Origin of the sequence: Olsenella sp. AGMB03486 (assembly GCF_040884255.1) — a bacterium.
Classification (GTDB): Bacteria; Actinomycetota; Coriobacteriia; order Coriobacteriales; family Atopobiaceae; genus Olsenella_L; species Olsenella_L kribbiana.
Genome location: NZ_JBEVTM010000004.1, coordinates 36,183 through 51,230, shown reverse-complemented (window position 1 = coordinate 51,230; position 15,048 = coordinate 36,183). Strand labels below are relative to the sequence as shown.

General features: G+C 60.4%; 16 protein-coding genes. 10 read left to right on the top strand and 6 right to left on the bottom strand.

What is annotated here, in order from left to right; translation table 11 throughout:
• Positions 1 to 64: 64 nt before the first annotated feature.
• From ABVS03_RS02950 to ABVS03_RS02940, 3 genes are all read right to left on the bottom strand, one after another.
• Positions 65 to 511, bottom strand: a complete 447-nt coding sequence (locus ABVS03_RS02950) for a hypothetical protein (RefSeq protein ID WP_368017964.1) — start codon at positions 509 to 511, stop codon at positions 65 to 67.
• A 13-nt stretch (positions 512 to 524) separates the two neighbouring features.
• A complete protein-coding gene (locus ABVS03_RS02945; RefSeq protein WP_330972021.1) occupies positions 525 to 842 on the bottom strand; it encodes a hypothetical protein in 318 nt (105 codons plus the stop codon).
• A 306-nt stretch (positions 843 to 1,148) separates the two neighbouring features.
• Positions 1,149 to 2,114 (bottom strand): 3-hydroxyacyl-CoA dehydrogenase family protein, encoded by a 966-nt coding sequence (locus ABVS03_RS02940; protein WP_368017963.1) that lies wholly within the window; start codon positions 2,112 to 2,114, stop codon positions 1,149 to 1,151.
• Between the two features lie 187 nt (positions 2,115 to 2,301).
• Between ABVS03_RS02940 and ABVS03_RS02935 the strand changes: the two genes are divergently transcribed.
• A complete protein-coding gene (locus ABVS03_RS02935; RefSeq protein WP_368017962.1) occupies positions 2,302 to 3,474 on the top strand; it encodes an alpha/beta hydrolase in 1,173 nt (390 codons plus the stop codon).
• Between the two features lie 15 nt (positions 3,475 to 3,489).
• Here the strand turns inward: ABVS03_RS02935 and ABVS03_RS02930 are convergent, their stop codons facing one another.
• Positions 3,490 to 4,485: a DMT family transporter gene (locus ABVS03_RS02930; protein WP_368017961.1), complete on the bottom strand. Its 996-nt coding sequence runs from the start codon at positions 4,483 to 4,485 to the stop codon at positions 3,490 to 3,492.
• Positions 4,486 to 4,888: 403 nt separating this feature from the next.
• On the opposite strand from ABVS03_RS02930, the gene ABVS03_RS02925 reads away from it, so the two are divergent.
• From ABVS03_RS02925 to ABVS03_RS02890, 8 genes are all read left to right on the top strand, one after another.
• A complete protein-coding gene (locus ABVS03_RS02925; protein ID WP_330972025.1) occupies positions 4,889 to 5,239 on the top strand; it encodes a (2Fe-2S)-binding protein in 351 nt (116 codons plus the stop codon).
• Positions 5,236 to 6,831, top strand: coding sequence for an FAD-dependent oxidoreductase (locus ABVS03_RS02920; protein ID WP_368017960.1), 1,596 nt, complete (start codon positions 5,236 to 5,238; stop codon positions 6,829 to 6,831). Before ABVS03_RS02925 ends, ABVS03_RS02920 begins: the two co-directional genes overlap by 4 nt.
• 15 nt (positions 6,832 to 6,846) lie before the next feature.
• Positions 6,847 to 7,179 (top strand): (2Fe-2S)-binding protein, encoded by a 333-nt coding sequence (locus ABVS03_RS02915; RefSeq protein WP_368017959.1) that lies wholly within the window; start codon positions 6,847 to 6,849, stop codon positions 7,177 to 7,179.
• Positions 7,169 to 8,335 (top strand): NAD(P)/FAD-dependent oxidoreductase, encoded by a 1,167-nt coding sequence (locus ABVS03_RS02910; RefSeq protein WP_368017958.1) that lies wholly within the window; start codon positions 7,169 to 7,171, stop codon positions 8,333 to 8,335. Before ABVS03_RS02915 ends, ABVS03_RS02910 begins: the two co-directional genes overlap by 11 nt.
• Positions 8,336 to 8,394: 59 nt before the next feature.
• Positions 8,395 to 9,522 carry a tyramine oxidase subunit B gene (locus tag ABVS03_RS02905; RefSeq protein WP_368017957.1) on the top strand — a complete coding sequence of 376 codons (1,128 nt, stop codon included), beginning with the start codon at positions 8,395 to 8,397 and terminating at the stop codon, positions 9,520 to 9,522.
• 152 nt (positions 9,523 to 9,674) lie between these two features.
• Positions 9,675 to 10,574, top strand: coding sequence for a helix-turn-helix domain-containing protein (locus tag ABVS03_RS02900; protein WP_368017956.1), 900 nt, complete (start codon positions 9,675 to 9,677; stop codon positions 10,572 to 10,574).
• 101 nt (positions 10,575 to 10,675) lie between these two features.
• Entirely contained in the window at positions 10,676 to 11,023 is a 348-nt protein-coding gene (locus ABVS03_RS02895) for a P-II family nitrogen regulator (protein WP_368017955.1), read from the top strand.
• A gap of 8 nt (positions 11,024 to 11,031) precedes the next feature.
• Complete coding sequence (locus tag ABVS03_RS02890; RefSeq protein ID WP_368017954.1) at positions 11,032 to 12,444, top strand: APC family permease; 1,413 nt, start codon at positions 11,032 to 11,034, stop codon at positions 12,442 to 12,444.
• Positions 12,445 to 12,740: 296 nt separating this feature from the next.
• Here ABVS03_RS02890 and ABVS03_RS02885 read toward each other — a convergent pair whose 3' ends face one another.
• Together ABVS03_RS02885 and ABVS03_RS02880 are read right to left on the bottom strand one after the other, a co-directional pair.
• Positions 12,741 to 12,908, bottom strand: a complete 168-nt coding sequence (locus ABVS03_RS02885; protein WP_368017953.1) for a hypothetical protein — start codon at positions 12,906 to 12,908, stop codon at positions 12,741 to 12,743.
• 129 nt (positions 12,909 to 13,037) lie between these two features.
• A complete protein-coding gene (locus ABVS03_RS02880) occupies positions 13,038 to 13,874 on the bottom strand; it encodes a Cof-type HAD-IIB family hydrolase (protein WP_368017952.1) in 837 nt (278 codons plus the stop codon).
• 204 nt (positions 13,875 to 14,078) lie between these two features.
• Between ABVS03_RS02880 and arcC the strand changes: the two genes are divergently transcribed.
• A complete protein-coding gene (gene arcC / locus ABVS03_RS02875) occupies positions 14,079 to 15,035 on the top strand; it encodes a carbamate kinase (RefSeq protein WP_368017951.1) in 957 nt (318 codons plus the stop codon).
• Positions 15,036 to 15,048 lie beyond the last annotated feature (13 nt).

Sequence of the window (15,048 nt, the reverse complement as noted above, 5' to 3'; positions counted from 1 at the left end):
TATTTCGTCGGGCGCTGGACCGCGGAGCGCTCTGTCATGCTTCTATAGCATGCGCCGGCGACGTTTATGCAAAGTTTCTCAGGTGATTGAAGTTGATACAGAGCGGATTGATGCGTGCTGCGACATCATGCAGCCTGCCATCCGCAGTGAACAATACAGTATCGCTATCTATGAGCGAGAGTAGCGAGCAGTCCGCAATCCCGAGCCAAAGATATTCATCTCGATCTGCAATGGTCCTGCTTGGAACATATTCTTCGATGCTCACTTCAGGACTTGCCTGGAGAAACAATCTGAGCCATGTCTTCTCGGCTTCATCGCCTTTGTCAGGCATAAGATCGGAACATTCGGTGACCACATTCGGCGTCACGACCATCTGGCTGAACCGTGCAATAACCGAATGCACTATATCGATGTCTTCCGGCATGTAGGCACGTACCCTGCGCTTTCTGCCAAGCGCATTGCGATCGATTGTGCCGTAGGCAAGCAGCACAAGCATATTCGCATCGAGCACGACTCTTCTTGGTCTATTTATCACCATATGAAACGACTTTTCCGGATACGTCGTCGATGCAAACTGTCTTGAACGTGCGGTTGTCTCGGGGAGGCTGCAGGGCTGCGGAAAGGCCTGCCAGAGGAGAAGCGCTTGCCTGGTCCCACTTGCGAGCAAATCCAACAGTGATATCCCAGAGCTTGTGCTCGTCGTCGTAGCGGGTGCCTTCGATAGCAAACCGAATGTCCCGGAGAACCTTGTCCTGGTCTGTTTCTCCCTGTTCGTCTGCTGCCATGCCTTCCAAATTGGCTACATAGGCGGCAGCGATCTTGACGGCTTCTTTCACGTCCATGCTGTCTTCCCTCCTTGCTGGCGAATGAAGCGAGTTGTTTTGAATTATAAGATGCCGGACCGACAGGATTGAAGGGCTGCGTGCCTGTTCTAGGTCTCTGGTTTTAGGAGCATGTACCGTACCGTGCGACTTGATCGCGAAGGTCGGGTCTGCCGATGTCCACTGCCACTTCTGCGGCGCAAACTATGTCTTCGCACCTGAAGAGCTCGAAGAGATGCTTGGATAGGTCTGCTGCACCCAGAAAAGCCGAGTGCCGCCCTGCAGTCCGCGGGTCGGCACTCTTTCATTGCAGGGAAACGATTGTCTCTACAGCTTGTGGTGCAGCTTCAGCTCCTCGATGAGCATCTTGTCGCGCCATTCTGCCAGGGTCTCAGGGGTGTTGCCGACCTCTGCAGGACGATGTGCCAGCTCCTCGTCGACACCCTTCTGCGCGATGTCTGCCCACTCGGCAGGGAACTCCTTCCAGTCTGCCATGTCCTGGAGCCAGAGCGTCGTCGAGTCATGCAGATGGTTCATGAGGCCAGAGACGCCGCCTGCACCTCCTCCGAGCTCGAAGACTAGCGACGGTCCCATGATGCCCCAGCGGATGCCTGGACCGAACGTGACGGCCTTGTCTGCATCCTCGACGGTGCAGACACCGGACATGACAAGGTTCGCGACCTCGCGGTAGAGGGCCATCTGGAGACGGTTGCAGATGAAGCCGAGCGCTTCCTTCTTGAGCACGACGGGCTCCATGCCGAGCTTCTGGTAGAAGGCCTTGGCGCATTCTACGGTCTCTTCCGATGTCTTCTCACCGCGGGTGATCTCGACGAGCGGGATGAGATGGGGCGGATTGTAGGGGTGTCCGCCGCAGAAGCGCTCGGGGTGCTTCGCATTCTTGGCAATCTCTGTCACAAGCAGGCCTGAGGTGGAGCTTGCGATGATGGCATCAGGGGCGGCCGCGGCCTCGATCTCGTCCACGATCTGCCACTTGACGTCGTAGTGCTCAGCCGAGCTCTCCTGGATGAACTGGGCCTCCTTCACGGCTTCTGCGATGGATGTCGTGTAGTGGATGCGCCCCGCAACCTCCTTTGCCTCATCCTCGGTGTAGACGCCGTTCTTCACGAGCGAGGAGAGGCTCTCCTCGACGCGGCCCTTAGCACGGGCGCTCGACTCTTCGGTCCTGTTCTGTGCCCAGACCTCGAGCCCTACCATTGCGAACTTGAGCGCATAGCTGTAGCCGATGACGCCTGCACAGACCGATGCGGCACATTTGATGTCTTCTGCCTTCATGAAGCCCCTTTCTTCTGCCGTTTGCTGCTGCCTGAAGTATAGGTCCGGGCCAGTCAGCAGAGGCAGGGATTGCTGTATGGCTTCAGGAGCGGAAAGATTCGGGAATGCGCGGCAGTGCGGCAAAGCATGCAGCAGGCGGCATCTCTGCTTTCGGCCTAGAATCAGCTCAGAGACAGGAGGCTCCGAGATGAAGACTGGCACAAGGAACGCAGGATGGACGATTTCGAGGAGAGGCTTTGTCGAGGCTTCAGGCCTCTTGGCAGGCACGGCCCTCATCTCTGCCTGCTCAGCTGCAGGTGGTACATCTTCCGATTCCGGAGTCTCAGTCGAGGAAGATGCAGCAGCGGATGCAGGCGTGGGCACAGAGAGCGGCGATGATTCTGCTTTCGATGCGCATGGCTTTGCCGAGCGCAGCATCGAAGATGCCGATCTGATGACGAAGGCGGTGCATGCCGATATCCAGCCGGTGCCGGAGAGCTATTTCGAGGACTGCGACCATCCAGGAACCATCGAGGCCTTCGAGTATGAGACTCAGACCTACGGGGATGACGGGGCAGGGGATGGCAAGACGTTCACGAAGACCTGCAATGTCTATCTGCCCTATGGCTACAGTGCAAGCGGCAATAAGCCCTTCGATATCCTCTATCTCCAGCATGGAGCAGGCGGGGATGAGAGCTCGTGGCTTGGCGAGCCCCATACGTCTGGTTCGGATGCAAAGAGGATCCTGGACCATCTGATGGCAGACGGGCTCGTGCGGCCGACCATCGTCGTGACGCCTTCCATCCCTGAGGGGAATGACCATTGGGCATCAGAGTTCACGTCCTACATCTATGAGCTTGGCCGAGATCTCATGCCGGCAGTCGAGACGCACTACCGCACGTTTGCCGCAACGGCAGACGATGCAGGCTTTGCGGCATCGCGCGAGCGCCGCCACTTCGGCGGCTTCTCCATGGGAGCCTACGAGACGTGGTATGTGCTCATCCACTACCTGCCCTGGTTCAAGTACTACCTGCCGCTCTGCGGCAACATGAGGTACGAATCGACCGACGATGAGTGCATCGCGCAGGCAGACTCCGTGGCTGATGCTGCTGTGGCATCGGGGATGCCGAAGGAGGACTATCTCGTCTTTGCAGCAGATGGCACAGCCGATATCACGTACGAGAACATGAGCGTGATGGTCGACCGCCTGAAGGAGCGCACCGATGCCTTCAGCACGAGCGATGATGGCTTTGCGGATGCAGATGGCACGCTTGCCGCGAACCTCGTCTATCTCGTGGTGGATGGCTACGAGCATTCGCAGACGAGCGCCCAGGAATACCTCTATGACGGGATGAGGCAGCTCGATGCGCCGCAGGGATAGCCTGTTTCCTGCCTTTTAGGCCTTTGCTGGCTTCGGCTCTTCTGCAGGACGGTTCACGATGATGATGCCGGCACTCACGAGGACAAGCGAGATGATGGCTGTCGCAGGGTCGAGGACGCTGCCTTCGTTCAGCAGGAGCGCCGAGAGGATGACGCCGAAGACCGGGTTCATGAAGCCGAAGACGGCGACACGCGAGAGCGGGTTGCAGGCAAGGGCGACAGACCAGAGCGAGTAGGCGGCAGCAGAGATGAAGGCCAGATAGAGGAGCAGAAGGTTCGAGGCGACAGGATCCGATGCAGGAGCAGGCGCGACGTGTCCGCCTGCCACCGCGCCGACAATGAGCATCACGAGGCCGCCGAAGACGAACTGCCAGGCACTCAGGAGCACAGGATCGTGCTCCTCAGAGAAGCGCTTTGCAAGGTTGCTCGAGGTGGCGGCAGCGATCGTCGAGGCAAGGACGAGGCCTTCGCCTGCGAGCGTGAATGTGAAGCCGGCACCGGTCTGTCCGGCGAGGTCGACCAGGGCGACGCCGGCAAAGCCGACGATGCAGCCCAGAACCTTTCTCGTCGTGAGGCGCTCGTTTCTGAAGACAAGCGCTGCCAGAAGGACAGAGAAGAATGTGTTTGTGGCCTCGATGATGGAGCTCGTGACGCCTGTGGCATGCGCAAGGCCCACATAGAAGAAGAGGTACTGGAGGATCGTCTGGAAGAGCGACAGGATGCCAATGACCTTGAGGTCGCGCTTCTCGGGCAGGAACGGCTTGTGTCTTGCAATCGAGAGGGCGGCCACGACGAGGAGCCCTGCGAGCGTGAAGCGCACGCCTGCAAACATGATGATCGAGGCGGTATCGGAGGCGGCGATGCCGAAGAAGGCATAGCCTATCTTCACGCAGGGAAAGGCCGATCCCCAGAGGAAGCAGGCAATGAGGCAGGCTGCAAGCATGCCTGCCCAGGAACCGAATATCTTCTGCGTCTTGGGGCTCACGGCCGCCTTCTGGGATGTCTCTGCCATCGTGTATCTGCTGCTTTCTGGAAAATCGTGCCATCTGCCGAATGGAAAGTGTAGCTGATGGGTGGCAGATATCGGGGCTTGCCTGGCAAGACCCAGAGAGTGCGCAGATAGCAGGTGATGGCTGGCTCCTGTCTTCTGAGGGATGCCTTCTGGCATGTGGGAGCTGCTTGTTGCAGGCTTTTCCCGTCGGGATTTCCTGCTTGTTTCCGAAGATTGCGCGCTCGCAAAACCACTGTTTCAAGATGCCGAGAGGTCCCTTTTTTACAATACCCGCCTTCTGACCTGCCGTATTACAGTCTCAAGCCTTGAGGAGGCCTCCAGGGAGGGCCTCAGAGAGGCGAAAAGAGCAAGTGCAATGCAGAAGGGTCCAAGACCTTCTGCATACAGAACCAGGGAGGGGACCATGGGAACGCGCATTGCTGAACATCCGATACTTGGCGTGCCCGAGAAGGGAAAGCTCGTGAGCTTCACCTATGACGGGAAGACGCTCCAGGGCTATGAGGGGGAGCCGGTCGCTATGGCTCTCAAGGCAGCGGGCGTGATGGTGCACCGCTATACGGCCAAGAAGCACCAGCCCCGCGGCATCTTCTGCGCTATCGGCCGCTGCACGGACTGCGTGATGGTCGTCGACGGCGTTCCCAACGTGAGGACCTGCATGACGCCTCTGGTGGAAGGCATGAAGGTCGAGACCCAGTACGGCGTCACGGATGTCCCCTTCGATGAGACGGACGGAAAGGAAGGCGGTGCGGCATGAAGCGCTACGATCTGATCGTGGTCGGTGCCGGCCCCGCCGGCATGTCCGCTGCCATCGAGGCGGCAAAGCACGACGTCTCCGTCGTCGTCTTCGACGAGAACGCTCGCCCGGGCGGCCAGCTCTTCAAGCAGATCCACAAGTTCTTCGGCTCGAAGGAGCACCGCGCCAAGGTCCGTGGCTTCGTTATCGGCCAGGAGCTCCTCGATGAGGCGGCAAAGCTCGGCGTCGAGGTCGAGCTTGACTCTACCGTCATCGGCCTCTACCAGGACAAGGAGATCGTCGTCCGCCAGGGCTCTGAGGTCAACCACTACAAGGGCGATGCAATCGTCGTCGCCACGGGCGCAGCCGAGAACATGGTCACGTTCGAGGGCTGGACGCTTCCTGGTGTCATCGGCGCCGGCGCTGCCCAGACGATGATGAACCTGCACGGCGTAAAGCCGGGCGAGCATGTCCTCATGCTCGGCACCGGCAATGTCGGCCTCGTCGTCAGCTACCAGCTCAAGCAGGCAGGCTGCGACGTCGTGGCGCTCGTCGATGCAGCTCCCCATGTCGGCGGCTACGGCGTGCATGCCGCAAAGGTCGCCCGCACGGGCGTCCCGTTCTACCTCTCCCACACGATCAAGCGTGCCGAGGGCACGGACCACGTGACCGGCGTCACGATTGCCGAGGTCGACTCGCACTTCCAGTTCATCCCTGGCACCGAGAAGCATTTCGACGTCGATACGATCTGCGTCGCTGTCGGCCTCTCCCCGATGTCGCAGCTCTTCAAGATGGACGGCTGCAACGTCGTGGATGACAGGAAGCGCGGCGGCCAGGTTCCGGTCGTGGACGACCTCGGCGAGACGTCCATCCCCGGCATCTTCGCCGCAGGCGATGTCTCGGGCATCGAGGAAGCATCCTCTGCCATGATCGAAGGCAGAATCGCTGGACTTGCTGCCGCCTCCTACCTCGGCTACATCTCCGAGGACGAGATGGAAGAGGGCGTTGCCGCCAACGAGAAGGCGCTCGATGGCCTGCGCCAGGGCATGTTCGCCCCGAAGAACCGCGGCAAGAAGATTGAGGAGACCGAAGAGGGCATCCCCGTCTCGAAGAGCCTCCTGCTTCACGGCTATGTGGCAGACGACGAGATCGAGCGCTTCCCGGGCGTCACGCACCGTGTCGGCATCCATCCTGTCATCGAGTGCACGCAGAACATCCCGTGCAACCCCTGCCAGGACGTCTGCCCGAAGCACTGCATCAAGGTCGGCGACCACATCACCGCACTGCCGCAGCTTGAGCCGGATGCTTCCTGCATCGGATGCGGACTCTGCGTCGCGTCCTGCCCGGGCCAGGCCATCTTCCTCGTGAACGAGGAGACGGAGCCGGGATATGCCGAGGTCACGTTCCCCTATGAGTTCCTGCCGCTGCCTGCGAAAGGCCAGAAGGGCATGGCGCTCGGACGTTCCGGCGAGCCGGTCTGCGAGGCGGAAGTCACGGGCGTCAAGCGCACGAAGGCCTTCGACCATACCGCGATCGTCACGGTCAAGGTGCCGCAGGACATGGCCATGAAGGCACGTTTCTTCAAGGCAGCAGATGCTGTCGCAGAAGCTTGAGGGGGAGTGTTCCAGATGAAGGATATCAACGACCGCACAAGGGACCTCGGCCCCTTCGAGCCGAAGCCGGGAGATGACATGATCGTCTGCCGCTGCGAGGAAGTCACGCAGGGCGAGATCAGGCAGGCTGTGCATGCAGGCCTCTTCACGATTGCAGAGATCAGAAGGTATCTGCGCTGCGGCATGGGGCTCTGCCAGGGACAGACCTGCGCACGTCTCGTGAAGGGCATCGTTGCCCGGGAGCTCGCTGTCTCGCCTGACGAGCTCGAGCCTGCAAGCTCGCGTGCTCCCATGCGTCCGATCGAGATGAGCGTATTCGCGAAGGAAGGTGGAAGGGATGGCGAGTGAGATGGCAAAGGGAACGACGGCCGACATCCCCGAGCGCACGGCTGACGTGATCGTCGTCGGTGCTGGCATCATCGGCTGTGCGACAGCATACTATCTGGCAAAGAAAGGCACCTCCGTCATCGTGCTCGAGGCCTCTGACATCATCGGCAATGGCGGATCGACGAGGAATGGCGGCGGTGTCCGCCAGTCCGGCCGCGACCCGCGCGAGCTTCCGCTTGCGATGTATGCCGTGAAGCATCTCTGGCCGACCCTTTCCGAGGAGCTCGGTGCCGATGTCGAGTACTGCCAGGGCGGAAACCTCCGTCTCGGCAAGACCGACCGCCACATCAAGATTCTCGAGGGCCTGCGCGACAAGGCCGTGGCCCAGGGCCTCGACATGCGCATGATCTCGGGAGACGAGGTCCGGGCCATCAACCCATACCTCTCCGACGAGGTCATAGGCGCCTCCTGGTGCCCGACGGATGGCCATGCAAACCCCCTGAAGGCCACCTATGCCTACTACATGGCAGCGCGCCGCCTCGGCGTGCGCTTCTACACCGGCATGCCGGTCACGGAGCTCAGGAAGGTGCACGGCGCTGTCCGCAAGGTCGTCTGCCCCGAAGCCACGTTCGAGGCCGACCGCGTGATCGTCTGCGCAGGCTATGCCTCCCGCAAGATCCTCGGCACCGTCGGCATCGATGTGCCGATGTCGAATGTCCTCATCGAGGCGCTTGTGACCGAGATGGAGCCGAAGATGTTCCCACAGATGCTCGGCACAGCTGACGCCGACTTCTACGGACACCAGACGAAGCACGGCTCGTTCGTCTTCGGTGGCGACTCCGGCTTCGAGGATGTGAACAAGGACAACGGCCACGATGCGACGTCGTCCATCACGGCTCCTGCCATCTGCCGCGGCATCCTGCGCTACATCCCGAAGCTCGCCGATGCAAAGATCGTGCGCACCTGGGGCGGCTACGAGGACGTCTGCATCGACGGCGTGCCCGTGCTCGGTGCCATTGACGAAGTGCCGGGTCTTGTTGTCGGCTGCGCCTTCACAGGACACGGCTTCGGCATCTCCCCGATTGTCGGCACGCTTCTCTCCGAGGTCGCACGCGATGAGAAGACGACGCTCGACATCTCGGCCTTCCGCTACGACCGCTTCCATGCCCGTGCCTAGACGGCAGGTATTTCCAGCTTTCACGTGCGGTGCTGCCGCCTGACAGAAAGGACCATTCCATGGATACCCGCATCGATTTCCTGTACCTCAGCGAGCCTGACATGATCAAGGCAGGTGTGAAGAACATGCCTGCCTGCGTTGACTGCATGGAGGAGCTCCTCGTCACGCTTGCCAAGGGCGACTACGTGATGGGCGGCGAGAACCATAACTCGCACGGCACGATGATCATGTTCCCGGACGACCCGAAGTTCCCGGGCATGCCGAAAAACGGCGAGGATAGAAGGTTCATGGCAATGCCTGCCTACCTCGGCGGCCGCTGGCAGATGGCGGGCATGAAGTGGTACGGCTCCAACATGGAGAACAAGGCCAAGGGCCTGCCGCGCTCCATCCTCATGATGATGCTGAACGACAAGGATACCGGCGCCCCTCTTGCCCTCATGTCCGCAAACCTCCTCTCCGCCTATCGTACGGGCGGCATCCCCGGTGTCGGCGCCCGCTATCTGGCACCGAAGGATGCCAGAATCGCCGCTATCGTCGGCCCTGGCGTCATGGGCAAGACCTCTGCTGCTGCCTTCGTGGCAGCCTGCCCTACGCTCGACACGATCCGCATCAAGGGCCGTGGCAAGCGCTCGCTTGACTCCTTCGTCTCCTTCGTGAAGGAAGAGCTTCCGAGCATCAAGACGATCGAGGTCGCCGATACGATCGAGGAGGCCGTGAAGGACGCCGACATCGTCTCGTTCACGACGACTGTCGCAGACGACATCTCCACCTTCCCGAAGGTCGAGGGCTCCTGGATCAAACCGGGCGCGCTCGTGTCCATGCCCTCGGCTGCCCTCTTTGACGAGGAGTTCCTTCTCAAGAGCCGCCTCGTCGTCGACAACATGGGCCTCTACGACGCATGGGAAGAGGAGTATCCGTATCCGACCTACCCAAAGATGGGCATTATCGGCTGCGCCTTCACTGACCTTGCGCATGAGGGCAAGATCGAGCGCTCCTCGATCGTGAACATTGCCGACGTTATCACTGGCAAGGTGCCGGGCCGTGTGAGCGAGGACCAGACGATTGTCTACTCTGTCGGCGGCATGCCGGTCGAGGATATCGCCTGGGGCGGCGATGTCTACCGCAAGGCCAAAGAGCTCGGCATCGGCGTGAAGCTCAACCTCTGGGACAAGCCGGAGATGTTCTGATGGTCTGCGGGGGCGGCAATCGAAACGGTCGGGCAACAGGCCTGTAACCGCCCCCGCAAATCCCTGCAAAGCGCGGCTTGTACCTTTGAGGCAATGGGGAAAGCCGCGCCAACAGGGAGACGCTGCTTTCCGACACGTTGTGGGAGGCAGCAATGGCCGGAAGTGCAAGGCGTGTATGCGGCGTGTCCAGTGGGACCGGTGCCGCAAAGCAGGAGACCGAAGGCACGCAGGAAGATGGTCCAGCACTCGAGAGGACGCATCAGCCCTATCTTCCGCTCGGTGTTCTCGACTACCACGAACAGAAGCTTGCCGGCAGCAGCGCCTCGCTCGTCTATGCCTTCTCTACCGGATCTGAGGCGGCGCATTCGTGGGCCGTTCCGGATGGCTGCGTCGACCTTTCCTTCGGCATCGGTTCTTCCGATATCGTTGCTGTGATTGGCGGCACGGTCTCCTCTGCCCGTACCTGGGCCTTCGCGGAAGGGCGTTCCTGGGTGGGCTGCCGCTTCCGTTCAGGTGAGGCACCGCTTCCGAAGGGGCTCTCTCCTGAAGACCTCGTCGACGCCGATATCGTGCTCGACAAGGATGCTTCGGAGGGCAGGCTCGCAGACCTTCTCTTCGAGGCCCCGGACCAGAAGGCGCGCATGCAGGTGCTTGCCTCTGCCATCGTGACCTGGGAACAGGACGAAAGCATTCCTGCAGCAAAGCCTGGCACCTCCAAGGTGCGCGAGCTCGAGCGCTTCGCCCGCCACGAGATCCTGCGCACGGGCGGATCTGCTCCGATCTCCTCTGTTGCAGCAGCTGCAGGCGTCTCTCCGCACTATCTCAGGAAGGCGTTCGCCGAGGTGCACGGCTTCTCTCCGAAGCTCTATGCGCGCTTCGTGCGCTTCCAGCGTGCAATGGAGCTCATCTCAGGCGAGAAGGATATCCAGAACGCTCCCGAGATCGCCCTTGCCTGCGGCTATGCGGACCAGTCGCATCTCGTGCATGAGTTCAACGAGTTCGCCGGCATGACGCCAGGGCAGTTCCGCCTGACCGTCTCTCCGGCAGCCTAGACTCTTCCAGCCTGGCATCTCCAGGAATCCAATCAACCAACCTAAAAGCAGGGCACGGCGTGTCCCGGACAAGGGCGCTTCTGCGCCTGAAGGAGGCTTCAATGTCTGACGTATCGAAGATCGACATCATCACCGGCATGGAGAAGTTCGACGGGCTGCGCCGTACGCTCAGCAAGGCGCATGTGCGCGGCATGACCGTGATGCAGGTACTTGGCTGCGGCGTCGAGAAGGGCACGAAGGAATACGAGGTCGACGAGAACTACGAGATGGAGCTCCTGCCGAAGACCATGATCTCTGTCGTCGTGGAGACGAAGCGCGTGCCCGAGCTTGTCGACCTGATCGAGAAGGAGCTCTATACGGGCCACATCGGTGACGGCAAGATCTTTGTGAGCGACCTTGCACAGGTCGTGCGCGTCCGTACCGGCGATGAAGGCACTGACGCTATCTAGGAGGGAACATGGCTAACGACACGGACAAGCCGCTCGGGCTCAGGAATGTCGTCTCTGTCTCGATGGGCCTCATCGTCTCGATGAGCTGCCTCGTATCGCTTGGACAGGGCGCCGGCGAGGCGGGCCTCATGTTCATCCCGGCCATGCTCATCGCTCTCGTCCTGAACCTGTGCTCGGCTGCCTGCATGGCAGAGCTCAACAGTCTCATGCCCAATGCAACAGGCGGACTTGTGCAGTACACGCTTGCAGGACTCGGACCTCTTCCGACCCTTGTCACGATGGTCGGCGGCTACCTCGTCTGCAACATCCTCTGCGGCGGCGTCGAGGCTGCCATCTTCGGTTCCGTCATGGCAGAGACCCTGCCGATTCCGATTCCGGCTGCGCTCTGGCCGACGCTCGTCTCTGCTGTCATCGCGATCTGCGCTCTCATGGGTGTCGATGTCTTCGCGAAGCTCCAGGACTTCGTGTCTTACCTGCTTCTGATCTCGATGATCGTGATTGGCCTCATCGGCGCCTTCAAGCTCGGCACAGGCCAGATCGTCCAGCAGGAGGCTGCTGTCGCGACCGACCCCGCTTCGGTCATCGCCGCTGTCGGCACGGCATCCTGGCTCTTCGTCGGCGCCGAGTATGCAATCCCCATCTCGAAGGACGTGCGCAATGCAAAGCGCAACATCCCGCTTGGCATGGCGCTTTCGCTCTGCCTCATCTTCGTTATGGATTCCATTGTCGTTGTCGGCTTTTCGAACTACGTGCCCTGGGCAGGCCTTTCCGAGTCTGCCACGCCGCATCTGCTCTACGGCGAGGACCTTCTGGGCAGCTTCGGGAAGATCTGGATGTGCGTCGTCTCGGCGCTTGCCTTCACAGGGTCGCAGAACTCGACCGTGAACGGGCTTTCCCAGATCACGGACGGAATGACAAAGGTGAACATGATGCCGCACTTCTTCGCAAAGAAGAACAAGCATGGGGCACCGGCTGTGGCCATTCTCTTCGTCACGATTTCCATCTGCGTCATTGCCTTCTTCTCGGGCGATTCCTCCGATGCGATCTCGTTTCTGATCCTCGTCGTGACGGTGCTCTGGCTCGTGTCCTACATCTTTGCGGATATCGACGTGCTGGTCCTGAGGAAGCGCTTCCCGAAGGCACCGCGTGCCTTCAAGGTCCCGGGCGGCCCTCTCATTCCCGTCATTGGCATCCTGGGCACAATCTTCATGATTGCAAACATCTCGTCCGACCCGGACGAAGCCCTTGCAATCTGGCTGCTCTCGGCTGCCTGCTTCCTTGTGCTCGGCATCTACTCCTGGATCTGGATCAAGAAGAAGATGCACATGGCTCCGCTGAAGCCTGTCCCCATTCCTGAGGTCCTGGCAATGGAGAACGACCTCTACTACACGATCCGCCACAGGCGCGGCATCTGGAGATAGAGGAAGAACCAAGAAAGATTGAAGCCCCTTTCCGGACATTGCCGGGGAGGGGCTTCGTTCATGGGGGATGCCTCGATCTTGTTTGCAAGGTCCGAAGCTTCGTTTTGAGATGCCTGGTCAGCCTTGGGGCGGATGATAAGGAGAAGGGCGGAAAGCCCGATCACGATGCCAGGCGTGGCTCCCTGCATGAAATCGCCGAAGGGGCCGCCTGCAAAAAGGCCGATGCAGCCCATGATGCCGCAGACAACGCCGATGGTGCCGATGACTGCAAGTGCTTTCGAGATGCTTCTCCATGGTCATGCCTCCCCGGAATCACGTTTCCTGGCCAGGATGATGGCCTTGGCAGAGACAGCAAAAGAGACCACGTCGTAGCCATCCTGCTCGAGATTGTTCGCCCTCTGCTCGATTGCTTCTGCCATCCTGTCAGCATGGGGACTGCAGGGAATGACGAACGTCTTGTGCATAGGCGCTCCCATCATCTGAGACCTGTCCTGCCCTCAAGATAGCTGACCTGCTTATGCAGGGCATCTGCAGCGCGTAAGGATGCAGTAAGGCCAGGATGCAGGAGGGGAGAGGCGGCTGCCAGAGATGGCCTATGCCTCGTTTGCGGGGCGGACGATCTTCTCCAGGATCTCTTTGATGACCCCGTCATCGTTTGTCGATGCAGCCCTATAGTCTGCAACCCTGTCGAGGCCGTCGCGTGCATTTGCGACGCAGACGCCTACGCCTGCGGCATCCACCATGCCTGCATCGTTTGCAGCATCTCCCACGGCTATCGTCTCGGCAAGATCGATATGGAGGAGATTGGCGAGATTGCGAAGACCCTGGCCTTTGTCGACGCCTTCGGGATTGAACTCGAGATAGCGCCCCGAGCTGAAGGTCGTCGAGGTGCCCTGCTTGAGCTCTACGGGCATCTCGCGCTCGATTCTCTGCAGTTCCTCTGTCCCGTCAGGGATGCAGTAGAGCATCTTTGCAATGGGCACATCCTCGAGGAAGTCGAGCGAGGCGGCATCTGTCGGCTCGATATCCATGTGGCCTGCAAGATAGTCCACTTCCTCAGGCTGGAGATTCCAGCCCCAGACCTTGCCCGATACCTCATAGACGTGCATGCTCACGCAGCCGAGCTTGATGCCGTACACATAGAGCGCTTCTGCCTTCTGGTGGGGAAGCGTGTGGTAGGAGAGAGGTTCTGCGTCTCCTATGCGGTTCAGGCATCCGCCGTTGTAGCTGATGAGATAGGAGCCTTCGAGGAGCTCGGGGGGAATCGCATGGAGGGATTCCATGACAGAGCCATAGGCTCTGCCCGATGCCGGGACGAAGAGGCAGCCAAGCTTCCTGAGCTCGCGTATTGCCTCGATATTCGTTTCCGGCACCTCATGGCCGGAATCGAGGAACGTCTCGTCCATATCGCTTGCCACAAGCCTGTACATGCGGGTATCCCTTCTGGCGCATTGCTGTCTTCCGTCCTCTATGCTACGCGGATTGGATGGCAGCAGATGGCAGGCCCGAGCAACTTTTTCTGCTCAATGGCCAAGACGTTGCTAGGGGGTGACGGTTTTCCAGGTCTGGGAGATGCCGGCTCTGCCTGCGCTAATCTGGCACATGTCCTGGCAAGCTCGGCAGGGAGGCTCTTCATGCGTATCAATACCGATCAGCGTGTGGTCATCGCTCTGGGCGGCAATGCCCTCGGAGATACGCCGGAAGAGCAGATGGCGCGCCTGCGCGCCATCACGCCGTCTCTTGTCGAGATGATCTCCCACGGCAACGAGATCATCATCACCCACGGCAATGGTCCCCAGATCGGCATGATCCAGGACACGTTCAGCTATGCCTCCGAGGCGGGCATGGCTCCTGCCATGGGGCTGCCTGAGTGCAGTGCCATGAGCCAGGGATATATCGGCTACCACCTCCAGCAGGCCCTTGGTGTCGCTATGCACAAGGCGTACAAGCGCTGGCATGTCGCGACCGTCGTGACACAGATGGAGGTCGATCCGGACGATCCTGCCTTCGTGCATCCGACCAAGCCGATCGGACCCTTCCTCACGAAGGAGCAGGCAGATGCGCTCAAAGCAAAGCATCCCGACATGTCCTTCATGGAGGACTCCGGGAGAGGCTGGAGAAGGGTCGTCGCCAGCCCCGAGCCGAAGAAGATCGTCGAGGCGCCAAGCATCCTGAACCTCCTCGACAATGAATTCATCCCTATCGCCTGCGGAGGCGGCGGCATCCCCGTCATACGCGACTACTCGGACAAGGGCGCCTACAAGGGCGTTGCTGCGGTGATCGACAAGGATATGGGCGCAGAGCTTCTGGCGGAGGACTGCTACGCCGAGCGGCTCATCCTGCTTACGGCGGTCGAGCATGCCTGCACCGGCTTCGGCACGCCGGAGCAGAAGGAGATAGAGGACATCGCGGCGGATGAGGCAGAGCGCCTCGCCGATGCAGGAGAGTTCGGGAAGGGTTCGATGGAGCCCAAAGTGCGTGCTGCCATCAAGTTCGTGCGGAGCCGCCCGGGCCGTACCTGCGTCATAGGCTCGCTTGTGAAGGCCCCGGATGTGATCGACGGGCTCTCCGGCACGACAGTCCATGCCTGATTGCGCTGCATGA